We start from the raw sequence: 21,863 nt of genomic DNA, 5'->3' as shown, positions 1-21,863 counted from the left end.
AATTAATAGTTTAACGTTTGTAGAGTAAAAAATATTTTCTACATTTGCAACCCCGTAAAAAGCGGGAATTTAATATAATAAGAAATTTTTAGTATTAATTATGCCAACAATTCAACAATTAGTAAGAACAGGAAGAACTCAGATAACTAAGAAGAGTAAATCGGTTGCTTTAGATTCTTGTCCTCAAAGAAGAGGGGTTTGTACGCGTGTTTACACTACAACACCAAAAAAACCAAACTCTGCAATGCGTAAAGTAGCGCGTGTACGTTTGACAAATGGTAATGAAGTGAATGCTTACATCCCAGGTGAAGGACACAATTTACAAGAGCACTCGATAGTATTAGTTAGGGGTGGAAGGGTAAAAGATTTACCAGGAGTTAGATATCACATCGTTCGTGGTGCACTTGATACGTCAGGAGTAGCAGGAAGAACGCAAAGAAGATCTAAGTACGGAGCTAAACGCCCAAAGGAAGCAAAAAAGTAATTTAAAAAGTTAATTGCTTGTAACTGATTTAGAATTTTTAATTCTATATCTAAGTTATGTGTTAATGACAAAAAATTAAAAAAAAGACATGAGAAAAAGAGCGGCAAAGAAAAGACCACTTTTACCAGATCCAAGGTTTAATGACCAACTGGTAACACGTTTTGTAAACAACTTAATGTGGGATGGAAAAAAATCTACAGCGTTTAAAGTATTTTATGATGCAATTGACATTATTGAATCTAAAAAACAAGATGCTGAAAAACCATCATTAGAAATTTGGAAAGATGCATTAACAAACGTTATGCCTCACGTAGAAGTTCGTTCACGTAGAGTGGGTGGAGCTACATTTCAAATTCCAATGCAAATTCGTCCAGATAGAAAAATTTCTATGGCGATGAAATGGTTAATTCTTTATTCAAGAAGAAGAAACGAAAAGTCAATGGCACAAAGATTAGCATCAGAGTGTTTAGCTGCTGCTAAAGAAGAAGGAGCTGCTGTTAAGAAAAGAATGGATACTCACAAAATGGCTGAAGCTAACAAAGCTTTCTCTCACTTTAGATTTTAATCCTTAAGAAATGGCTAGAGAACTTAAATATACAAGAAACATAGGTATTGCTGCTCACATTGATGCTGGTAAAACAACAACAACGGAGCGTATATTATTCTATACAGGAAAATCACATAAAATTGGTGAAGTGCATGATGGTGCTGCAACAATGGACTGGATGGCACAAGAGCAAGAAAGAGGTATTACTATTACATCTGCAGCTACAACTTGTGAATGGAATTTTCCAACTACTCAAGGTAAGATTTTACCTGAGACCTTGCCTTATCACTTTAATATCATTGATACTCCAGGACACGTTGACTTTACAGTTGAAGTAAATCGTTCTTTGCGTGTACTTGATGGTTTAGTATTCTTGTTTAGTGCTGTTGATGGTGTTGAGCCTCAATCAGAAACGAACTGGAGATTAGCTGATCAATATAGAGTTCCTCGTATTGGTTTTGTTAATAAAATGGATAGACAAGGTTCTAACTTCTTGGCAGTATGTCAGCAAGTAAGAGATATGTTAAAATCAAACGCAGTTGCAATCACTTTGCCAATTGGTGAAGAAAATGATTTTAAAGGTGTTGTAGATTTAGTAAGAAACCAAGCTATTGTTTGGGATGATGCTGGAATGGGAGCAACTTATGAAGTTGTTGATATTCCTGCTGATATGGTTGATGAAGTAAAAGAGTACAGAGATATCCTTATTGAGGCAGTTGCTGATTATGATGAAAACTTGCTTGATAAGTATATGGAAGATCCAGATTCTATCACGGAAGAAGAAATCAACATCGCTTTAAGAGCAGCTGTAATGGATATGGCAATTATTCCTATGATTGCTGGTTCATCTTTCAAAAATAAAGGAGTTCAATTCATGTTAGATGCAGTATGTAAATACTTGCCATCTCCAATGGATAAAGAAGGTATTGAAGGGATTCATCCTGATGATGCTGAACTTTTAGAAGAAGATCAAACAAAAATCTTGCGTAAGCCAGATGTTAAAGAGCCTTTCGCTGCTTTGGCATTTAAAATTGCTACTGACCCATTCGTAGGTCGTTTAGCTTTCTTCCGTGCTTATTCAGGACGTTTAGATGCTGGTTCTTATGTTCTGAACACTCGTTCAGGAAACAAAGAAAGAATTTCTCGTATCTACCAAATGCACGCTAACAAACAAAACCCAATCGAATATATCGAGGCAGGTGATATTGGAGCGGCAGTTGGATTTAAAGATATCAAAACTGGAGATACATTGTGTGATGAAAAACACCCAATTATTCTTGAGTCAATGAAATTCCCTGCGCCAGTAATTGGTATTGCTATCGAGCCTAAAACTAAGGCTGACGTAGATAAAATGGGTATGGCTTTGGCTAAATTAGCTGAAGAGGATCCAACTTTTACTGTTAGAACTGATGAAGCTTCTGGTCAAACGATTATTTCTGGTATGGGTGAGCTTCACTTAGATATCTTGGTAGATCGTATGAAGCGTGAATTTAAAGTTGAAGTAAACCAAGGTGAGCCTCAAGTTGAATACAAGGAAGCGTTTACAAAATCAGCGCAACACAGAGAAACGTACAAGAAACAATCTGGAGGTCGTGGTAAATTCGGTGATATCGTATTTTTATTGGAGCCAGCTGATGAAGTTGATGGTAAAGTTCCTGTAGGTTTGCAATTTATTAACGCTGTTAAAGGTGGTAATGTACCTAAAGAATATATTCCTTCAGTTGAAAAAGGTTTCCGTGAAGCAATGAAACAAGGTCCTTTAGCAGGATATCAAGTAGATAGTTTAAAGGTTACTTTATTAGACGGATCTTTCCACCCTGTGGATTCTGATGCGCTTTCTTTTGAGTTAGCAGCAAGAATGGGTTATAGAGAGGTAGCGAAAGCTGCTGGTGCTGTAATTTTAGAGCCAATCATGAAAATGGAGGTTATTACACCAGAAGAGAACATGGGAGATATCGTTGGTGATATTAACCGTCGTAGAGGTCAGGTGAGTGACATGGGAGATAGAAATGGTGCGAAAACTATTAAGGCAGATGTACCTTTATCAGAGATGTTTGGATATGTTACAACATTAAGAACGTTATCTTCTGGTAGAGCAACTTCTACAATGGAATTCTCTCACTATGCAGAGACGCCTTCTAATATTTCAGAAGCAGTAATTAAAAAAGCAAAAGGAAACGCTTAATCTTTAAGAAAATGAGTCAAAAAATCAGAATAAAATTAAAATCTTACGATCACATGTTAGTAGACAAGTCTGCTGAGAAGATTGTAAAAACAGTAAAAACTACTGGTGCTGTTGTAACTGGTCCTATTCCGTTGCCAACTCACAAAAAATTGTTTACAGTATTGCGTTCACCGCACGTAAACAAGAAAGCTAGAGAGCAGTTTGAAGTAATGTCTTACAAGAGATTAATTGATATTTACTCTTCTTCTTCAAAAACTATTGATGCTTTGATGAAACTAGAATTGCCTAGTGGAGTAGAAGTTGAAATTAAAGTATAAGTATATTTTTATTATAAAGCGGAACATTTTGTTCCGCTTTTTTTTTGGAATAAAGCCAAATGTTTTGATTTATAAGGTACGAGCATGTTATATTGGGTATTTTTAGAGAATATTTTTTAGTATTTAATTCTTGAATATAGCATCAATCTAATTATGTGTTGTATGATGGATCTGTTGATTATTTAATATCGAAAAGTTTGTTTTTTGATAATGAGTTATTTAATTTTTGTAACTGTTTGGTATATTCGATTTTAATGTATACTTTTGCACTCCCTGTTTGAGAACAGCTGTTGTTTTTAAATTGAAGGGAGTTTTAGTAATTAATAATTAATATTTATGTCTGGGTTAATTGGTAGAAAAATCGGCATGACTAGTATTTTCGACGAAAACGGGAAGAATATTCCTTGTACGGTAATCGAAGCGGGTCCATGTGTTGTTACCCAAGTCAGAACCAAAGGTGTTGACGGGTATGAAGCGTTGCAACTAGGTTTCGATGACAAAAACGAGAAACATTCCACAAAAGCGGCTTTAGGTCACTTTAAAAAAGCTGGAACTGTAGCTAAGAAAAAAGTCGTTGAATTCCAAGATTTTGCAACTGAACAAAAATTAGGAGATCTTATTGATGTTTCTATTTTTGCTGAAGGTGAATTTGTAGATGTACAAGGTGTATCTAAAGGTAAAGGTTTCCAAGGGGTTGTAAAACGTCACGGTTTTGGTGGTGTTGGTCAAGCAACTCACGGTCAGCACAACCGCTTAAGAGCGCCAGGTTCTGTGGGAGCTTCTTCTTATCCATCTAGAGTATTCAAAGGAATGCGTATGGCTGGACGTATGGGAGGAGACAATGTAAAAGTTCAAAACCTTAGAGTTTTAAAAGTAGTGGCTGAAAAGAACCTACTTGTTATTAAAGGATGTGTTCCTGGTTATAACAACTCTTATGTAATCATTCAGAAGTAATGGAAGCAAAAGTATTAGATTTCAACGGAAAAGATACTGGAAGAAAAGTGCAACTTTCTGATTCAGTATTTGGTATAGAGCCAAACAATCACGCAGTATATCTTGATGTAAAGCAATATCTTGCTAATCAAAGACAAGGAACGCACAAAGCTAAAGAAAGAGCTGAAGTTGCGGGAAGTACTCGTAAGATAAAAAAGCAAAAAGGTACAGGTACAGCCCGTGCTGGTAGTGCTAAAAACCCTTTATTTAAAGGCGGAGGAACTGTTTTTGGTCCAAGACCAAGAAGTTATTCTTTCAAATTGAATAAAAACTTAAAGCGTTTAGCAAGAAAATCTGCTTTTTCTATCAAAGCTAAAGAGTCAAACATTATCGTTCTTGAAGACTTTAATTTTGAAACTCCAAACACTAAAAATTTCATCAACGTTTTGAAAGCTTTAGAGTTAGAGAATAAAAAATCCCTTTTTGTATTGGGTGATTCAAATAAAAATGTATATTTGTCGTCACGTAATTTAAAAAGCTCTAGCGTCGTAAGTAGCTTAGAATTAAGCACTTACGCTATATTAAACGCTAATAATTTAGTGCTTTTAGAGAGTTCTTTGGAGGTAATTGAAGAAAATTTAAGTAAATAATAGGATATGAGCATCATTATTAAGCCTATAGTAACGGAAAAAGTAACCAAAGAAAGTGAAGTTTTAAACCGCTTCGGATTCGTTGTTGACAGAAAAGCAAACAAAGTACAAATTAAGAAAGCTGTAGAGGTTGCTTATGGTGTAACTATTGTTAGTGTTAACACAATGAATGTGAGACCAGATAGAACTACTAAATACACTAAAAGTGGTTTAATCAGTGGAAAGACAAATGCAATTAAAAAAGCGATTGTTCAAGTACAAGAAGGAGAAACAATTGATTTTTACAACAATATCTAAGATAAAATGTCAGTAAGAAAATTAAAACCTATTACCCCAGGTCAGCGATTTAGAGTTGTGAATGGTTATGACGCCATTACAACTGATAAGCCGGAACGCTCTTTGATAGCGCCGATAAAAAACTCTGGTGGTAGAAATAGTCAAGGAAAGATGACCATGCGTTATACGGGTGGTGGTCACAAGCAGAGATATCGTATTATTGATTTTAAACGTACTAAAGAAGGAATTCCAGCTACGGTTAAATCAATCGAATATGATCCAAACAGAACTGCATTTATCGCTTTATTAGCTTATGCTGATGGTGAGAAAACTTATGTTATCGCTCAAAACGGTTTGAAAGTTGGTCAGAAACTTGTTTCCGGTCCAGAATCTCAACCTGAGATTGGTAATACTTTACCTTTAAGTAGAGTTCCACTAGGAACTGTAATTTCTTGTATTGAATTGAGACCAGGTCAAGGTGCTGTTATTGCACGTTCTGCTGGAACTTTTGCTCAATTAATGGCAAGAGATGGTAAATACGCTACAATTAAAATGCCTTCAGGTGAAACAAGATTGATCTTGTTAACTTGTTCCGCAACAATTGGAGCTGTATCTAATTCTGATCATCAATTAGTTGTTTCTGGTAAAGCTGGTAGAACTAGATGGTTAGGTAGAAGACCTAGAACAAGACCTGTAGCAATGAACCCTGTAGATCACCCAATGGGAGGTGGTGAAGGACGTTCTTCTGGTGGACATCCACGTTCAAGAAATGGAATACCAGCAAAAGGTTATAGAACACGTTCTAAGAAAAACCCGAGTAACAAGTATATCGTAGAACGTAGAAAGAAATAATAAGATATGGCACGTTCATTAAAAAAAGGACCTTTTGTTCATTATAAATTAGACAAGAAAGTTCAAGAAAATATTGCAGGTGGAAATAAAGGAGTGGTTAAGACTTGGTCTAGAGCTTCTATGATTACTCCAGATTTTGTTGGACAAACTATCGCAGTTCACAACGGTCGTCAATTTGTACCGGTTTATGTAACTGAAAACATGGTAGGTCACAAATTAGGAGAATTTTCACCAACTAGATCTTTTAGAGGTCATGCTGGAGCAAAAAATAAAGGTAAAAAATAAGAAGCAATGGGAGTTCGTAAAAGAGAAACAGCAGATGCAAGAAAAGAGGCAAATAAGTCTTTGGCCTTCGCAAAGTTAAATAACTGCCCTACTTCACCTAGAAAAATGCGCTTAGTAGCAGATCTAGTAAGAGGTCAGAAGGTAGAAAGAGCACTTAACATACTAAGATTTAGTTCTAAAGAAGCTTCAAGAAAATTAGAAAAATTGGTTTTATCTGTAATTGCTAACTGGCAAGCGAAAAACCCTGAAGCTAATATGGAAGAAGCTGGTTTATTTGTTAAGGAAATCCGTGTAGATGGTGGAATGATGTTGAAAAGACTTCGTCCAGCTCCACAAGGAAGAGCACATAGAATAAGAAAACGTTCTAATCACGTTACAATCGTGTTAGGGGCTATCAATAACACACAAAGCAATTCTTAAGCAGCATGGGACAAAAGACAAATCCAATTGGAAACAGACTTGGTATCATCAGAGGATGGGACTCAAACTGGTATGGTGGAAATGATTACGGTGATAAACTTGCCGAAGATCACAAAATCAGAAAGTATATCCATGCTCGTTTATCAAAAGCTAGTGTATCTAAAGTAATAATCGAGAGAACTTTAAAACTTGTAACCGTTACTATCACTACTGCTAGACCTGGTATTATTATCGGTAAAGGTGGACAAGAGGTAGACAAGTTGAAAGAAGAACTTAAGAAAATTACTGACAAAGAGGTTCAAATTAACATCTTTGAAATTAAAAGACCTGAACTTGACGCGTATCTAGTTGCTACAAGCATCTGTCGTCAAATCGAAAGCAGAATTTCTTACAGACGTGCAATCAAAATGGCTATTGCTGCTTCTATGCGTATGAACGCAGAAGGTATCAAAGTTTTGATTTCTGGTCGTTTGAATGGTGCTGAGATGGCTCGTTCAGAGGGTTTCAAAGAAGGTAGAATTCCTCTATCAACTTTCAGAGCTGATATTGATTATGCTTTGGCTGAAGCTCATACTACTTATGGTAGAATGGGTATCAAAGTATGGATCATGAAAGGCGAAGTTTATGGAAAGAGAGATCTTTCTCCACTAGCCGGAATGGACAAAAAACAATCTGGTGCTGGAGGTAAAGGTGGTGATTCTCCAAGAGGAGATAGAAAACCTTTTAACAAAGGTGGAAAACCAGACGCTCGTAAACGAAAGTAATTTTTAAAGTAAAGAAAAATGTTACAGCCTAAAAGAACAAAATACCGTAAGGTACAGAAAGGTAAAATGAAAGGGAACTCTCAAAGAGGGCATGAACTTTCTAATGGAATGTTTGGTATTAAATCTGTACATGAAGATGGAATGTTTTTAACTTCTCGTCAAATAGAAGCAGCTCGTATTGCTGCCACTCGTTTCATGAAAAGAGAGGGACAATTATGGATCAAAATATTTCCAGACAAACCAATCACAAAGAAACCTCTTGAGGTACGTATGGGTAAAGGTAAAGGTGCAGTTGAATACTGGGCAGCCGTTGTTAAACCCGGAAGAATTATGTTTGAAGTTGGAGGAGTACCTTTGTCAGTTGCTAAAGAGGCGTTACGTCTAGCAGCACAAAAGCTTCCAGTAAAAACTAAATTTGTTGTTGCAAGAGATTTCGAAGCATAATTTATACTATATTATGAAACAATCAGAAATAAAAAATCTTTCTGCAGCAGAGTTGCAAGAGAAACTTAGCCAGACTAAGAAAACATATGCTGATCTTAAAATGGCTCACGCTATTTCACCAATTGAGAATCCACTTCAAATTAGAGGTGTGAGAAGAACTGTTGCAAGATTAGCTACTGAACTTACTAAAAGACAATAACTGTAGTCTGCTGAAAGATGGAAGAAAAAAGAAATTTAAGAAAAGAGAGAATTGGTGTTGTAACTTCAGACAAAATGGATAAATCTATTGTTGTTGCTGAAGTTCGTAAAGTAAAACACCCATTATACGGTAAGTTCGTGTTGAAAACTAAAAAGTATCACGCACACGACGAAATGAACGACTGTAACGTTGGAGATACTGTAAGGATTAGCGAGACTCGTCCTTTAAGTAAAACAAAATGTTGGAGGTTAGTTGAAATCTTAGAAAGAGCTAAATAATTATGGTACAACAAGAATCAAGACTAAAAGTAGCAGATAACACTGGAGCAAAGGAAGTTTTAACTATCCGTGTTTTAGGAGGTACCAAAAGAAGGTATGCCTCTGTTGGTGACAAGATTGTAGTTTCTATCAAAGATACTGCTCCAAACGGAAGCGTTAAAAAAGGAGCTGTTTCAACTGCAGTTGTTGTACGTACCAAAAAAGAAGTAAGAAGAGCCGATGGTTCATACATTAGATTTGATGATAACGCTTGCGTATTATTGAATGCTGCTGGTGAAATGAGAGGAACTCGTGTTTTTGGTCCGGTAGCAAGAGAACTTCGTGAAAAACAATTCATGAAAATTGTATCATTAGCACCAGAAGTGCTTTAATTCGTTTTAAGATGATAAAGCTAAAAATAAAATCAGGTGACATCGTTAGAGTAATTGCTGGAGACCATAAAGGTGCTGAAGGTAAAGTATTAAGTGTTGATCGTGAAAAGAACAAAGCAATTGTTGAAGGTGTTAATATGGTTTCTAAGCATACGAAACCAAGTGCAAAAAGCCCTCAAGGTGGTATTGTAAAGAAAGAAGCTCCAATACAAATATCTAACATCTCTTTAATTGATCCTAAAACTAAGGAAACAACAAGAGTAGGGGTTAGAGTAGAAGGAGATAAGAAAGTAAGATTTTCAAAAAAATCTAATCAAGTACTATAGTAATGGCGTATATACCTAGACTAAAAGAAGAATATAAGAGCAGAGTAATTGCTGCTCTTAAAGAGGAATTCGGATACGTAAACGTAATGCAAGTTCCTAAATTGGACAAAATCGTTTTAAGTAAAGGAGTTGGTGCAGCTGTATCTGATAAAAAACTTATTGACTATGCAGTTGATGAGTTAACTAAGATCACTGGACAGAAAGCAGTTTCAACTATCTCTAAGAAAGACGTTGCGTCTTTTAAATTGAGAAAAGGAATGCCAATTGGTGCTAAAGTTACTTTGCGTGGAGAAAGAATGTATGAGTTTCTTGATAGACTTATTACTTCTGCGTTACCTCGCGTAAGAGATTTCAGCGGAATTAAAGCTACAGGTTTTGATGGTAGAGGAAATTATAACCTTGGTGTTTTAGAACAAATTATTTTTCCAGAAATTGATATTGACAAAGTTAATAAAATCTCTGGTATGGATATTACCTTCGTAACTACCGCAAAGACTGACAAAGAAGCTAAGTCGTTATTAACAGAATTAGGTTTACCTTTTAAAAAGAACTAAGACATGGCTAAAGAATCAATGAAAGCCCGTGAGGTTAAGAGAGAAAAAACGGTTGCAAAGTATGCAGAGAAAAGAAAAGCTTTGTTAGAAGCTGGAGATTTCGTAGGTTTGCAAAAGTTACCAAAAAATGCTTCACCTGTTCGTTTACACAATCGTTGTAAATTAACTGGAAGACCAAGAGGCTATATGCGTCAATTTGGTATTTCACGTGTTACATTTCGTGAAATGGCAAATAACGGATTAATTCCTGGTGTAAAAAAAGCATCTTGGTAATAGCATAGTTTTGCTTTCAGATACAGACTTAACATTTGTTTAGTCTGTATCTTTAATATTTATAAATTGGTTTAAGGTTCAATAAATTGTTTGTTGAAAACCAAGACCGCAAATTAATACACATGTATACAGATCCTATTGCTGATTATTTGACAAGAGTTCGTAACGCTGTGGCTGCAAACCACAAAGTTGTTGAAATTCCTGCATCTAATCTAAAAAAAGAAATAACTAAGATCTTATTTGATCAAGGTTATATTTTGAGTTACAAATTTGAAGACAACGCTGTTCAGGGGTCTATCAAAATCGCTTTGAAGTATGATAAAGATACTAAAGAGTCTGTGATCAAAGATATTCAGAGAATTAGTAAACCAGGTTTACGTAAATATTCAAGTTCTGCTAATATACCAAGAATCTTAAATGGTTTAGGTATTGCTATTGTTTCTACTTCAAAAGGTTTGATGACTGGTAAACAAGCAAAGCAATTGAATGTAGGTGGTGAAGTAATTTGTTACGTATACTAATTTAAAGACTATAATAAGATGTCAAGAATAGGTAAAAATCCTATAATAGTTCCTGCAGGTGTTACTGTTGAAGTAGCAAATGGAATTATTACAGTAAAGGGAAAAAACGGTCAACTAACTCAGGAGTTTTCGGACGTTACTGTAACAGTTGAAGATGGTCAAGTTCAAGTTGACAGGTCATCTGATCATAAGGATCAAAGAGCAAAACATGGTTTGTATCGTTCACTTATCAACAACATGATAGTTGGTGTTACAGATGGTTTTACTAAATCATTAGAATTGGTTGGAGTTGGTTATAGAGCTTCAAATCAAGGACAAAAATTAGATTTAGCTCTTGGTTTTTCACACAATATTATTTTAGAGATTGCTCCTGAAGTTACTTTAGAAACTATATCTGAGAAAGGTAAAAACCCAATTGTAAAGTTAACATCATTTGATAAACAACTTTTAGGACAAGTAGCTGCGAAAATTAGAGGTTTCCGTAAGCCAGAGCCATACAAAGGAAAAGGAGTTAAATTCGTGGGTGAAGTATTAAGAAGAAAAGCAGGTAAATCAGCTTAAAAATTAAGATTATGTCATTAACAAAACCTGAAAGAAGACAAAGAATTAGATTCAGAATTAGAAAGACAATTAGTGGTACTGCTACTAATCCAAGACTATCTGTTTTTAGAAGTAACAAAGAAATTTACGCTCAATTAATTGATGATGTAAACGGAGTTACTTTGCTAGCAGCTTCTTCAAGAGAAAAAGAAATAGGTAAGGGTACGAATATTGAAGTTGCTACAGCAGTTGGGAAATTAGTTGCTGAAAAAGCTTTAAAAGCTGGGATAGAAGTTGTAACTTTTGATAGAGGAGGTTACTTATATCACGGGCGTATTAAATCATTAGCAGAAGGCGCGAGAGCGGCTGGACTTAAATTCTAATATAGTATGTCTAATAGTAAATACAAAAATGTAGAGTTGGTAAAACCTAGTGGTCTTGAATTAAAAGATCGTTTGGTGAGTGTAAATCGTGTTACTAAAGTTACAAAGGGTGGTAGAGCTTTTGGTTTTTCTGCTATTGTAGTTGTAGGTGATGAAAACGGTGTTGTTGGTCACGGTTTAGGTAAATCTAAAGATGTTTCTGAGGCTATTGCTAAAGCAGTAGAAGATGCTAAGAAAAATCTAGTAAAGATCCCTTTAAATGGTCAATCTGTACCTCACGAACAAAAAGGTAAATTTGGTGGTGCACGCGTATTTTTAATTCCTGCATCTCATGGTACTGGAGTTATTGCTGGTGGAGCTGTTCGTTCAGTTTTAGAATCAGTTGGTATACATGATGTACTTTCAAAATCACAAGGATCTTCAAATCCACACAACGTGGTAAAAGCAACTTTTGATGCTTTATTACAAATGAGAAGTGCTTACACTGTTGCAAAACAAAGAGGTGTTTCTTTAGAGAAAGTTTTTAAAGGTTAATACAAGGAAATTATGGCTAAATTATTAGTAAAACAAGTTAGAAGCAAAATCAACTGTCCACTTTCACAAAAAAGAGGATTAGAAGCTTTAGGTCTACGTAAAATGGGACAAGTTGTAGCGCATGATTCAAATCCTACAATCCTTGGTATGATAAATAAAGTTAAACACTTAGTTTCTGTTGAAGAAGCTAAATAACAAATACTGTTATGAATTTAAGTAACTTACAACCTGCTGAAGGTTCTACGCACAATCAAAACAAAAGATTAGGTAGAGGAGAAGGTTCTGGAAAAGGTGGTACCTCTGCTAGAGGACATAAAGGAGCAAAATCTCGTTCTGGTTATTCTAAAAAGATTGGTTTTGAAGGAGGGCAAATGCCACTTCAAAGACGTGTACCTAAGTTTGGTTTTACAAACATTAATCGTAAAGATTACGAGGGTGTTAATCTTGATACTCTTCAACTTTTAGTTGAAAATGGAATTGTTCAAGATACCGTTGATATGTCAGTTTATGTTGCTAACCGTTTGGCTACCAAAAATGAGATCGTTAAGATTTTAGGTAGAGGTGAATTGAAAGCAAAATTAAAAGTAACCGCTCACAAATTTACTGCTACTGCAAAAGCTGCTATTGAAGCTGCTGGTGGAGAAGCTATAGTAATGTAATTTTCTGTTAATATGAAGAAATTTATTGAATCAATAGGTAATGTTTGGAAAATTGAAGAACTAAAAAATAGAATTCTAATTACTTTCGGTCTTCTTTTAGTTTATCGTTTTGGTGCTCAAGTGACCTTACCGGGTATTGATGCAACTCAATTGGCTAATTTAGCCGGACAAACCAAAGAAGGAATTGGTTCAATTCTTGACATGTTTACTGGTGGTGCATTTTCTCAAGCTTCAGTTTTTGCACTTGGGATTATGCCATACATTTCTGCATCTATTGTGGTTCAGCTGATGGGAATTGCTATTCCTTATTTGCAAAAACTACAAAGTGATGGAGAGAGTGGTAGAAAAAAAATAAATCAAATTACACGTTGGTTGACAATTGGAATTACTTTAGTTCAAGGTCCTACCTACATCTATAACTTATATAGAACTCTTCCTGGTAATGCTTTTTTATTAGGTTTTAATTCTTTTGAGTTTTTATTCTCTTCTGTTGTAATTCTTGTTACAGGTACCATTTTTGCAATGTGGCTTGGTGAAAAGATTACTGACAAAGGAATTGGTAATGGTATTTCTTTATTGATCATGGTAGGGATACTTGCTAGATTGCCTCAGGCGTTTATGCAAGAGTTCACTTCAAGAGTTTCAAATAACAATGGAGGGCCAATGTTATTGGTAATCGAAATTATTATTTGGTTATTGGTAATTATTAGTTGTGTACTATTAGTTATGGCTGTTCGTAGGATACCTGTACAATACGCAAGACGTACTACATCAGGTGATTTTGAACAAGACATGATGAATGGTAATAGACAGTGGATACCTTTGAAGCTTAATGCTTCTGGAGTGATGCCAATTATTTTTGCGCAAGCAATTATGTTTATTCCTGCTGCTTTAGCTGGTTTATCTGATTCAGATACTTCACAGTCAATAGTGGGTGCATTTAGTAACATGTTTGGTTTTTGGTATAATTTTGTATTTGCAACTTTAATTATTGTATTTACATTTTTCTATACAGCCATTACGGTTCCAACAAACAAAATGTCTGATGATTTAAAGAGAAGTGGTGGTTTTATTCCTGGTGTTAAACCTGGTGTTGAGACTTCTGACTATCTTGATAAAGTGATGTCTTTAATCACATTCCCTGGGTCAATATTTCTTGCTTTGATCGCTGTGTTCCCTGCGATAATTGTAAGCGTAATGGATGTTCAACAATCTTGGGCAATGTTTTTTGGAGGTACTTCATTAATTATTATGGTTGGAGTAGCCATTGACACTGTACAGCAAATCAATTCATACTTGTTGAATAAGCATTATGATGGATTAATGAAAAGTGGTAAAAATAGAAAAGCAGTAGCTTAATTTATGGCAAAACAATCAGCAATAGAACAAGACGGTTCAATCATTGAAGCATTATCAAATGCAATGTTCCGTGTAGAGTTAGAGAATGGACATATTGTAATTGCACATATTTCTGGTAAAATGCGTATGCATTACATTAAATTATTACCTGGTGATAAGGTGAAACTAGAAATGAGTCCTTACGATTTGTCAAAAGCGAGAATTACTTATAGATATTAAAGGATATTCAAAAATGAAAGTTAGAGCTTCAGTAAAAAAGAGAAGTCCCGAGTGCAAAATTGTGCGAAGAAAAGGGAGATTGTACGTAATAAACAAAAAGAATCCTAGATTTAAACAAAGACAAGGATAATTATGGCAAGAATAGCAGGGGTAGATATCCCAAAAAATAAGAGAGGTGTTATTGCACTAACCTATATCTTCGGATTAGGTAGAAGTAGAGCTGTTGAGATTTTAGAAAAAGCTCAAGTTAGCCAAGACAAAAAAGTTCAAGATTGGAATGATGAAGAGATCGGAGCAATTCGTGACGCGGTATCTACTTTCAAAATTGAAGGTGAATTGCGTTCAGAAGTTTCTTTAAACATCAAACGTTTAATGGATATTGGATGTTACAGAGGTATTCGTCATAGAACTGGTCTTCCTTTAAGAGGACAAAGAACTAAGAACAACTCTAGAACAAGAAAAGGTAAAAGAAAAACTGTTGCTAACAAGAAAAAAGCAACTAAATAATAAGTAATATGGCTAAAGCAACAGCAAAAAAACGTAAAGTTATCGTTGAATCAACGGGTGAAGCTCATATTTCTGCTACCTTCAATAACATTATCATTTCTTTGACTAATAAAAAAGGTGAAGTTATTTCATGGTCTTCAGCTGGTAAAATGGGTTTCAGAGGTTCTAAAAAGAACACTCCGTACGCAGCTCAAATGGCGGCAGAAGATTGTAGTAAAGTAGCTCTTGAAGCTGGACTTAAAAAAGTTAAAGTTTATGTAAAAGGACCAGGAAACGGACGTGAGTCTGCAATTCGTTCTTTACACAATGGTGGTATTGAAGTTACTGAAATTATTGACGTTACTCCAATGCCTCACAATGGATGTCGTCCTCCTAAAAGACGTAGAGTATAATACTCAAAAATAATATTTATAGTATAACCTAGATTGAATTTCGATTATCGAAGGATTTGACCTGAATTCATAATCTCAATCTTAAACAATTTAAAATGGCAAGATATACTGGTCCTAGTACAAGAATAGCTCGTAAATTTGGCGAAGCAATTTTCGGTGATGATAAAGCATTCGAAAAAAGAAATTACCCTCCTGGACAACACGGGATGGCTAAAAAAAGAGGAAAAAAGTCTGAGTATGCTGTTCAGTTAATGGAAAAGCAAAAAGCTAAATATTCTTATGGAATTTTAGAAAAACAATTCAGAAACTTATTCGAAAAAGCATCAGCTACTAAAGGTGTTACTGGTGAAGTTTTATTACAATTATGTGAAGCAAGATTAGATAACGTTGTTTTTAGAATGGGTATTGCTCCTTCTAGAAGAGGTGCTCGTCAAATAGTTTCTCACAGACACGTTACCGTTAATGGTGAAGTTGTAAATATTCCTTCTTACCACCTTAAGCCTGGTGATAAAGTTGCTGTTCGTGAAAAATCTAAATCATTAGAGGCTATCGAACGTTCTTTATCTAATTCAAGTCATGTTTATGAATGGATTACATGGAATAGCGATCTTAAAGAAGGTACTTTTGTATCTGTTCCTGCAAGACTTCAAATTCCAGAAAACATTAAAGAACAATTAATCGTAGAGTTGTACAACAAATAATAATTGACTTAGTCGAAATTTATGGCAATATTTAATTTTCAGAAGCCCGATAAAGTTATCATGATCGATTCAACCGATTTTGAAGGTAAATTTGAATTTAGACCTTTAGAACCAGGATATGGATTGACCGTTGGTAATGCACTTAGAAGAGTTTTGCTTTCTGCATTAGAAGGTTATGCAATTACATCTGTTCGCATTGAAGGTGTAGATCATGAGTTTTCTACTATTTCAGGAGTTGTTGAAGACGTTACCGAAATTATACTTAATCTTAAGCAAGTACGTTTCAAACGTCAAATAGAAGATATAGATAATGAATCAGTTACTATTTCTGTTTCAGGTAAAGATCAGTTAACTGCTGGTGATTTTCAAAAATTTATTTCAGGTTTTCAAGTTCTAAATCCAGATCTTGTAATTTGTAATTTAGATAGCAAAATCAAACTTAATTTCGATTTAACTATTGAAAAAGGTAGAGGTTATGTTCCAGCTGAAGAAAACAAGAAGCAGAATGCTGCAATAGGAACTATTTTTACAGACTCTATTTTTACGCCTGTTAAAAATGTAAAGTATGCTATTGAAAACTTCCGTGTAGAGCAAAAAACAGATTACGAAAAATTAGTTTTTGAAATTAAAACTGATGGTTCTATTAATCCTAAAGATGCGCTTACTGAAGCAGCTAAAGTTTTGATTCATCACTTTATGTTGTTTTCTGATGAAAGAATTACACTCGAGGCTGACGAAATTGCACAAACAGAATCTTATGATGAAGAGTCATTACACATGAGACAGTTGCTTAAAACTAAGCTTGTTGATATGGATCTTTCTGTTAGAGCATTAAATTGCTTGAAAGCGGCTGAAGTTGATACACTTGGTGATTTAGTATCTTTCAATAAAAATGATTTAATGAAATTCCGAAATTTTGGTAAAAAATCTTTAACTGAACTTGATGAACTTGTTGCAGTTAAAAATTTAAACTTCGGTATGGATTTAGCAAAATACAAATTAGATAAAGAATAAACCACTTCGTATTTTGCTCTCCAAAGAGGATTGTAGCAAGATGAAGGTTTAAAAAAAACACGTCATGAGACACGGAAAAAAATTCAATCACTTAAGCAGACAGACAGCTCATAGAAAATCTATGTTAGCTAATATGGCTTGTTCTCTTATTGAGCACAAACGTATTAATACTACTGTTGCTAAAGCAAAAGCGCTTAAACAATTTGTTGAGCCATTAATAACAAAATCTAAAGCGGATACGACTCACAATCGTCGTATTGTTTTTGCTTACTTACGTAGTAAATATGCTGTAACTGATTTATTCAGAGATGTAGCTGCTAAGGTAGGAGACCGTCCAGGTGGATACACACGTATCATTAAAGTTGGAAATCGTTTGGGAGATAATGCTGATATGGCAATGATCGAGCTTGTTGATTTTAATGAACTTTATAATGGTGGTAAAAAAGAAGTGAAAAAAGCTAAAAGCCGTCGTGGTGGAAAAGCTAAAAAAGCTGATGAAGCTACTGAAGCTCCTGTTGCTGAAACGGATTCTACTACTGAGACTGCTGAGTAATTATGAAAATAATGATTCAATAAAATCAAGGATAAGCTATTTATAGTTTATCCTTTTTTTTTATCCTTTTTATAATTTTATAATTGATGTTATAAAGGGGTGAATAGTTGTACTTCTTCATGAAGTATTTATTATCAATACATGCTAACTTAGGTTAGTATATTACACAAACACTATACTAATGAAATACACAACACGACAATCTGCAATCCTTTTACTAAGTGATGGAACTATTTTTCATGGGAAATCAATCGGGATTAGCGGAACTACTTTTGGAGAAGTTTGCTTTAATACGGGTATGACTGGATATCAAGAGATTTTTACTGATCCATCATATTTTGGACAGTTAATGGTTACTACCAATGCTCACATTGGTAATTATGGTGTAAATGAAAATGAAGTAGAATCAGAATCTATCAAAATATCTGGTTTGATTTGCAAGAATTTCAGTTTCAATTATTCTCGATCAGATGCTTCAGAAAGTTTGGAAGATTATTTTAAGAAGCAAAATTTGATTTGTATTTCGGATGTAGATACGAGAGCTTTAGTTAACTATATCAGAGATAATGGAGCTATGAATGCTGTGATTTGTACAGATGGAACACCGCTTGAAGATTTAAAAGTAGCTTTGGCTAATGTTCCTGATATGAAAGGATTAGAATTGGCTTCTAAAGTTTCTACGACTGTTCCTTATTTTTATGGAGACGAAAATTCAAAATATAAAATTGCTGCTTTAGATTTAGGTATTAAGAAAAATATTCTACGCAATTTTGCTAAAAGAGATTGCTATATCAAAGTCTTTCCATATGATGCCACTTTTGAGGATTTAAAGTCTTTCAATCCTGACGGTTATTTCCTTTCTAATGGGCCTGGAGATCCGGAACCATTAGCAGGTGCTATTCAGGTTGCTAAAGATATTTTAGACGCTAACGCTCCTTTATTCGGTATATGTTTAGGGCACCAAATTATTGGTTTGGCGAATGGTATTTCGACCTATAAAATGTTTAATGGGCATAGAGGGATCAATCATCCTGTTAAAAACTTAATTACTGGAAAAGGTGAAATTACTTCGCAAAATCATGGTTTTGCAGTTAGTAAAGAAGATCTTGACTCAAATGATGCGGTGGAAATCACACATGTACACCTTAACGACGGAACGGTTGCAGGTATGCGTATGAAAAACAAGAATTGTTTTTCAGTTCAATACCATCCTGAGGCTAGTCCGGGGCCTCATGATTCTTCTTACTTATTTGATCAATTTGTTGATAACTTAAAAAGATAGATTCAATTTTTGCTGATAAATAAGAAACGGGTTTGACATTTAAAAAGTCAAACCCGTTTCTTGTTTCGTACATTCAGTTAGAGACTATAAATACAAGAATTTGACTTGTTATGCTATTCTAGTTATTAAATTGATTCTTTGGAAATCAAATTATAACGTTTTCGTTAATAACATTCAGTATTTTCATAAAATCATTCCAAAACTTAGAATATATTTGTAATGTAAAATTTAAAAAATTCAGTTTATGAGTATTATTATAAAAATTCACGCGAGACAAATTTTTGATTCAAGAGGGAACCCTACTATTGAGGTAGATGTAATTACAGATAATGGTGTATTGGGTAGAGCTGCAGTTCCATCAGGAGCTTCAACCGGAGAGCATGAAGCTGTTGAGTTACGAGATGGTGGTAAGGCGTATCTTGGAAAAGGAGTTATGAATGCAGTGAACAATGTAAATACTGTAATTGCTGAAGAACTTGTTGGTGTATCTGTATTTGAACAAAATCAGATTGATCAAATGATGATAGACTTAGACGGAACTCCTAATAAATCTAGTTTGGGTGCCAATGCTATTCTTGGTGTTTCTTTGGCTGTAGCCAAAGCAGCGGCAAATGAACTTGGATTGCCATTATATCGTTACGTGGGTGGTGTTTCTGCGAATACTTTACCGGTACCAATGATGAACATTATCAATGGAGGTTCACATTCTGATGCTCCTATTGCATTTCAAGAGTTTATGATTTTCCCGGTGAAAGCAACTACTTTTTCACAAGCCATGCAAATGGGAACGGAGATTTTTCATAGTTTAAAAAAGGTTTTACATGATAGAGGTCTTTCAACAGCTGTAGGGGATGAAGGTGGTTTTGCACCAAATCTTGCTGGGGGAACAGAGGATGCTTTGGATACCATTAAAAAAGCAGTTGAAGCTGCGGGTTATTCTTTTGGCGATGAAATCATGATCGCTTTAGATTGTGCTGCTGCAGAATTTTATGTAAACGGAAAATACGATTACTCAAAGTTTGAAGGTGAGACAGGTAAAGTAAGAACATCTGCTGAGCAAGTTGAATATTTAGCCGAATTGGTTGCTAAATATCCAATTATATCTATTGAGGATGGTATGGATGAAAACGACTGGGACGGTTGGAAATTGCTTACCGAAAAAATTGGTGACAAAGTGCAGCTGGTAGGTGACGATTTGTTTGTAACCAATGTAGAGCGTTTGTCAACAGGTATTGATAAAGGTATTGCTAATTCGATATTGATTAAAGTAAACCAAATTGGAACTTTAACAGAAACGATTGCTGCTGTAAATATGGCCAAGAATGCAGGGTATACCTCGGTAATGTCACACCGTTCTGGAGAGACAGAGGATAATACTATTGCTGACTTAGCTGTAGCATTAAACTGTGGACAAATTAAAACAGGATCGGCATCTAGATCTGATCGTATGGCAAAATACAACCAATTGTTACGCATTGAAGAAGAATTGGGTACATCTGCCTATTTTCCTGGAAAGAATGCTTTTAAAATAAAATAATAGCTTTTTTGCTAAATGATAGAAAGCCATTCACTTTTTGTGAGTGGCTTTTTGTATAATATTTAACAATTTCATTCCGGTATTCTCTTTTTAATTAGTGTTAATTTTCATAGATTTGGGAAATTATTATTTTAAAAGTTTATTTCCAATTATATTATGTCAAAAATAGCCACATTAGAGATTGATGGAAAAAAGTTTGAACTTCCTGTTGTAGTAGGTAGTGAGAATGAAGTTGCCATTGATATTAACAAATTACGTGATTTATCTGGTATCATTACTATTGATCCAGGATACAAAAATTCAGGATCTTGTAAAAGTGATATTACTTTTCTTGATGGAGAATTAGGAATTCTTCGTTATAGAGGATATGCTATTGAAGATCTTGCAGATAAAGCTGATTTTCTTGAGGTATCATATCTTTTAATTTTTGGAGAATTACCAAGTAAAGAACAGTTGGCGCAGTTTGAAACGGATATTAGAAAATATACCTTGGTAAATGAAGAGATGAAAAACATCATCGACGGTTTTCCAAAAACAGCTCACCCAATGGGCGTTTTATCTGCTTTAACTAGTGCTTTGACAGCATTTAACCCTAAATCGGTAAATGTTGATAATGAAAAAGAAATGTACGAAGCGGTTTGTAAAACCATGGGTAAATTCCTTGTGATTGCAACTTGGACGTATAGAAAAAGTATGGGCTATCCTTTGAATTATTATGATAATACGAAAGGATATGTTGAGAATTTCATGCATTTGATGTTTGAATTACCTACAGAGCCTTACAAAGCAAATCCAATTGTTATTGATGCGTTAGATAAATTATTTATTCTTCACGGAGATCATGAGCAAAATTGTTCTACATCTACGGTAAGAATGGTAGGTTCTTCTCACGCAGGATTATTTGCTTCTATCTCAGCTGGAGTGTCAGCATTATGGGGTCCGTTACATGGTGGTGCTAATCAAGCAGTACTTGAAATGCTAGAAGAAATTCATGCAACAGGTGGTGATGCAGATAAGTATATGGCTAAAGCCAAAGACAAAAATGATCCATTCCGTTTGATGGGATTTGGTCACAGAGTCTACAAAAACTTTGATCCAAGAGCTAAAATTATTAAAAAAGCAGCCAATGAAGTTTTAGCAACTTTAGGAGTTGAAGATCCAATTCTTGCTATTGCTAAAAAACTAGAAGAGGCAGCGCTAGAAGACGAGTATTTCAAATCTAGAAATTTATACCCTAACGTAGATTTTTATTCTGGAATAATTTACAGAGCTTTAGGTATTCCTACGGATATGTTCACGGTAATGTTTGCCATAGGACGTTTGCCAGGATGGATTGCACAATGGAAAGAAATGCGTGAAAATAAAGAACCTATTGGTAGGCCAAGACAAGTGTATACAGGTCATCCATTACGTGATTTTGTTACCGCAGATAAAAGATAAAAACACTTTAAAAGCTTCACTATTTAGTGAAGCTTTTTTTTATATTTGCTAAAAAGGGAAAACA

The 21,863-nt window shown here is 34.8% G+C and carries 35 protein-coding genes; all 35 read left to right on the top strand.

All coding sequences use genetic code 11. From position 1 onward, the window contains the following. Window positions 1-100: 100 nt before the first annotated feature. The 35 genes from rpsL to FPG59_RS00900 all read left to right on the top strand — a co-directional run bounded on the left by rpsL (window position 101) and on the right by FPG59_RS00900 (window position 21,799). Window positions 101-484: a 30S ribosomal protein S12 gene (gene rpsL / locus FPG59_RS01070; protein WP_007136570.1), complete on the top strand. Its 384-nt coding sequence runs from the start codon at window positions 101-103 to the stop codon at window positions 482-484. An 88-nt stretch (window positions 485-572) separates the two neighbouring features. Continuing rightward, window positions 573-1,049, top strand: coding sequence for a 30S ribosomal protein S7 (rpsG, locus tag FPG59_RS01065; RefSeq protein WP_035668130.1), 477 nt, complete (start codon window positions 573-575; stop codon window positions 1,047-1,049). A gap of 10 nt (window positions 1,050-1,059) precedes the next feature. Further along, complete coding sequence (fusA, locus tag FPG59_RS01060) at window positions 1,060-3,216, top strand: elongation factor G (protein ID WP_086452764.1); 2,157 nt, start codon at window positions 1,060-1,062, stop codon at window positions 3,214-3,216. Window positions 3,217-3,227: 11 nt separating this feature from the next. Then, window positions 3,228-3,533: a 30S ribosomal protein S10 gene (gene rpsJ / locus FPG59_RS01055; RefSeq protein WP_007803605.1), complete on the top strand. Its 306-nt coding sequence runs from the start codon at window positions 3,228-3,230 to the stop codon at window positions 3,531-3,533. Between the two features lie 336 nt (window positions 3,534-3,869). Further along, window positions 3,870-4,487, top strand: coding sequence for a 50S ribosomal protein L3 (rplC, locus tag FPG59_RS01050; RefSeq protein WP_086452763.1), 618 nt, complete (start codon window positions 3,870-3,872; stop codon window positions 4,485-4,487). After that, the gene (gene rplD / locus FPG59_RS01045; protein ID WP_086452762.1) at window positions 4,487-5,116 is read left to right on the top strand and encodes a 50S ribosomal protein L4; all 630 of its coding nucleotides are present in this window, start codon (window positions 4,487-4,489) and stop codon (window positions 5,114-5,116) included. The genes rplC and rplD overlap by 1 nt, the downstream gene beginning before the upstream one ends. Before the next feature lie 6 nt (window positions 5,117-5,122). Beyond that, complete coding sequence (rplW, locus tag FPG59_RS01040; protein WP_086452761.1) at window positions 5,123-5,413, top strand: 50S ribosomal protein L23; 291 nt, start codon at window positions 5,123-5,125, stop codon at window positions 5,411-5,413. Between the two features lie 6 nt (window positions 5,414-5,419). After that, entirely contained in the window at window positions 5,420-6,244 is an 825-nt protein-coding gene (rplB, locus tag FPG59_RS01035; RefSeq protein ID WP_035668122.1) for a 50S ribosomal protein L2, read from the top strand. A gap of 6 nt (window positions 6,245-6,250) precedes the next feature. After that, the gene (rpsS, locus tag FPG59_RS01030; RefSeq protein WP_007136562.1) at window positions 6,251-6,529 is read left to right on the top strand and encodes a 30S ribosomal protein S19; all 279 of its coding nucleotides are present in this window, start codon (window positions 6,251-6,253) and stop codon (window positions 6,527-6,529) included. A gap of 6 nt (window positions 6,530-6,535) precedes the next feature. Continuing rightward, on the top strand, window positions 6,536-6,949 hold the full coding sequence (rplV, locus tag FPG59_RS01025) for a 50S ribosomal protein L22 (RefSeq protein WP_035668120.1): 414 nt from the start codon (window positions 6,536-6,538) through the stop codon (window positions 6,947-6,949). Between the two features lie 5 nt (window positions 6,950-6,954). Beyond that, window positions 6,955-7,713, top strand: a complete 759-nt coding sequence (rpsC, locus tag FPG59_RS01020; protein ID WP_035668118.1) for a 30S ribosomal protein S3 — start codon at window positions 6,955-6,957, stop codon at window positions 7,711-7,713. Window positions 7,714-7,731: 18 nt separating this feature from the next. Beyond that, window positions 7,732-8,157, top strand: coding sequence for a 50S ribosomal protein L16 (rplP, locus tag FPG59_RS01015; protein WP_007803637.1), 426 nt, complete (start codon window positions 7,732-7,734; stop codon window positions 8,155-8,157). A 13-nt stretch (window positions 8,158-8,170) separates the two neighbouring features. After that, window positions 8,171-8,356 (top strand): 50S ribosomal protein L29, encoded by a 186-nt coding sequence (gene rpmC / locus FPG59_RS01010; protein ID WP_086452760.1) that lies wholly within the window; start codon window positions 8,171-8,173, stop codon window positions 8,354-8,356. A gap of 17 nt (window positions 8,357-8,373) precedes the next feature. Continuing rightward, window positions 8,374-8,634: a 30S ribosomal protein S17 gene (rpsQ, locus tag FPG59_RS01005; RefSeq protein WP_086452759.1), complete on the top strand. Its 261-nt coding sequence runs from the start codon at window positions 8,374-8,376 to the stop codon at window positions 8,632-8,634. A 2-nt stretch (window positions 8,635-8,636) separates the two neighbouring features. Beyond that, window positions 8,637-9,005, top strand: a complete 369-nt coding sequence (gene rplN, locus FPG59_RS01000) for a 50S ribosomal protein L14 (protein ID WP_026717863.1) — start codon at window positions 8,637-8,639, stop codon at window positions 9,003-9,005. Between the two features lie 11 nt (window positions 9,006-9,016). Beyond that, window positions 9,017-9,331: a 50S ribosomal protein L24 gene (gene rplX, locus FPG59_RS00995; RefSeq protein WP_086452758.1), complete on the top strand. Its 315-nt coding sequence runs from the start codon at window positions 9,017-9,019 to the stop codon at window positions 9,329-9,331. A gap of 2 nt (window positions 9,332-9,333) precedes the next feature. Continuing rightward, on the top strand, window positions 9,334-9,885 hold the full coding sequence (rplE, locus tag FPG59_RS00990; RefSeq protein WP_086452757.1) for a 50S ribosomal protein L5: 552 nt from the start codon (window positions 9,334-9,336) through the stop codon (window positions 9,883-9,885). A gap of 3 nt (window positions 9,886-9,888) precedes the next feature. Beyond that, window positions 9,889-10,158, top strand: a complete 270-nt coding sequence (rpsN, locus tag FPG59_RS00985) for a 30S ribosomal protein S14 (RefSeq protein ID WP_026707007.1) — start codon at window positions 9,889-9,891, stop codon at window positions 10,156-10,158. A gap of 122 nt (window positions 10,159-10,280) precedes the next feature. After that, window positions 10,281-10,679 carry a 30S ribosomal protein S8 gene (rpsH, locus tag FPG59_RS00980; RefSeq protein ID WP_086452756.1) on the top strand — a complete coding sequence of 133 codons (399 nt, stop codon included), beginning with the start codon at window positions 10,281-10,283 and terminating at the stop codon, window positions 10,677-10,679. A gap of 18 nt (window positions 10,680-10,697) precedes the next feature. Beyond that, a complete protein-coding gene (gene rplF / locus FPG59_RS00975; RefSeq protein WP_086452755.1) occupies window positions 10,698-11,240 on the top strand; it encodes a 50S ribosomal protein L6 in 543 nt (180 codons plus the stop codon). Window positions 11,241-11,251: 11 nt separating this feature from the next. Beyond that, window positions 11,252-11,602, top strand: coding sequence for a 50S ribosomal protein L18 (gene rplR, locus FPG59_RS00970; protein ID WP_086452754.1), 351 nt, complete (start codon window positions 11,252-11,254; stop codon window positions 11,600-11,602). A gap of 6 nt (window positions 11,603-11,608) precedes the next feature. Then, complete coding sequence (rpsE, locus tag FPG59_RS00965) at window positions 11,609-12,136, top strand: 30S ribosomal protein S5 (protein ID WP_035668102.1); 528 nt, start codon at window positions 11,609-11,611, stop codon at window positions 12,134-12,136. 12 nt (window positions 12,137-12,148) lie between these two features. Continuing rightward, window positions 12,149-12,331 carry a 50S ribosomal protein L30 gene (rpmD, locus tag FPG59_RS00960; RefSeq protein WP_086452753.1) on the top strand — a complete coding sequence of 61 codons (183 nt, stop codon included), beginning with the start codon at window positions 12,149-12,151 and terminating at the stop codon, window positions 12,329-12,331. 11 nt (window positions 12,332-12,342) lie between these two features. Then, window positions 12,343-12,795 carry a 50S ribosomal protein L15 gene (gene rplO / locus FPG59_RS00955; RefSeq protein ID WP_086452752.1) on the top strand — a complete coding sequence of 151 codons (453 nt, stop codon included), beginning with the start codon at window positions 12,343-12,345 and terminating at the stop codon, window positions 12,793-12,795. Window positions 12,796-12,807: 12 nt separating this feature from the next. Next, a complete protein-coding gene (gene secY, locus FPG59_RS00950) occupies window positions 12,808-14,154 on the top strand; it encodes a preprotein translocase subunit SecY (RefSeq protein WP_086452751.1) in 1,347 nt (448 codons plus the stop codon). 3 nt (window positions 14,155-14,157) lie between these two features. Beyond that, a complete protein-coding gene (gene infA, locus FPG59_RS00945) occupies window positions 14,158-14,373 on the top strand; it encodes a translation initiation factor IF-1 (protein WP_007136545.1) in 216 nt (71 codons plus the stop codon). A gap of 13 nt (window positions 14,374-14,386) precedes the next feature. Beyond that, on the top strand, window positions 14,387-14,503 hold the full coding sequence (gene ykgO, locus FPG59_RS00940) for a type B 50S ribosomal protein L36 (RefSeq protein WP_008992256.1): 117 nt from the start codon (window positions 14,387-14,389) through the stop codon (window positions 14,501-14,503). A 2-nt stretch (window positions 14,504-14,505) separates the two neighbouring features. Then, window positions 14,506-14,880, top strand: coding sequence for a 30S ribosomal protein S13 (gene rpsM / locus FPG59_RS00935; RefSeq protein ID WP_086452750.1), 375 nt, complete (start codon window positions 14,506-14,508; stop codon window positions 14,878-14,880). A gap of 8 nt (window positions 14,881-14,888) precedes the next feature. Continuing rightward, window positions 14,889-15,272, top strand: a complete 384-nt coding sequence (gene rpsK, locus FPG59_RS00930) for a 30S ribosomal protein S11 (RefSeq protein WP_024981527.1) — start codon at window positions 14,889-14,891, stop codon at window positions 15,270-15,272. Between the two features lie 95 nt (window positions 15,273-15,367). Next, complete coding sequence (gene rpsD, locus FPG59_RS00925) at window positions 15,368-15,973, top strand: 30S ribosomal protein S4 (RefSeq protein WP_086452749.1); 606 nt, start codon at window positions 15,368-15,370, stop codon at window positions 15,971-15,973. Window positions 15,974-15,994: 21 nt separating this feature from the next. Further along, window positions 15,995-16,987: a DNA-directed RNA polymerase subunit alpha gene (locus tag FPG59_RS00920; protein ID WP_086452748.1), complete on the top strand. Its 993-nt coding sequence runs from the start codon at window positions 15,995-15,997 to the stop codon at window positions 16,985-16,987. A gap of 64 nt (window positions 16,988-17,051) precedes the next feature. Beyond that, window positions 17,052-17,540 carry a 50S ribosomal protein L17 gene (gene rplQ / locus FPG59_RS00915; protein ID WP_086452747.1) on the top strand — a complete coding sequence of 163 codons (489 nt, stop codon included), beginning with the start codon at window positions 17,052-17,054 and terminating at the stop codon, window positions 17,538-17,540. Window positions 17,541-17,721: 181 nt separating this feature from the next. Further along, window positions 17,722-18,822, top strand: a complete 1,101-nt coding sequence (carA, locus tag FPG59_RS00910; RefSeq protein WP_086452746.1) for a glutamine-hydrolyzing carbamoyl-phosphate synthase small subunit — start codon at window positions 17,722-17,724, stop codon at window positions 18,820-18,822. Between the two features lie 244 nt (window positions 18,823-19,066). Next, window positions 19,067-20,359 carry a phosphopyruvate hydratase gene (gene eno, locus FPG59_RS00905; RefSeq protein ID WP_086452745.1) on the top strand — a complete coding sequence of 431 codons (1,293 nt, stop codon included), beginning with the start codon at window positions 19,067-19,069 and terminating at the stop codon, window positions 20,357-20,359. A 156-nt stretch (window positions 20,360-20,515) separates the two neighbouring features. Continuing rightward, window positions 20,516-21,799: a citrate synthase gene (locus tag FPG59_RS00900; RefSeq protein ID WP_086452744.1), complete on the top strand. Its 1,284-nt coding sequence runs from the start codon at window positions 20,516-20,518 to the stop codon at window positions 21,797-21,799. Window positions 21,800-21,863: the final 64 nt, after the last annotated feature.

The sequence above is a fragment of the Flavobacterium sp. FPG59 genome (assembly GCF_002150205.1).
In the GTDB taxonomy this organism is placed as follows: Bacteria; Bacteroidota; Bacteroidia; order Flavobacteriales; family Flavobacteriaceae; genus Flavobacterium.
Note: the sequence above shows the minus strand (reverse complement) of the source record. Positions and strands in the feature narration are given on the sequence as shown.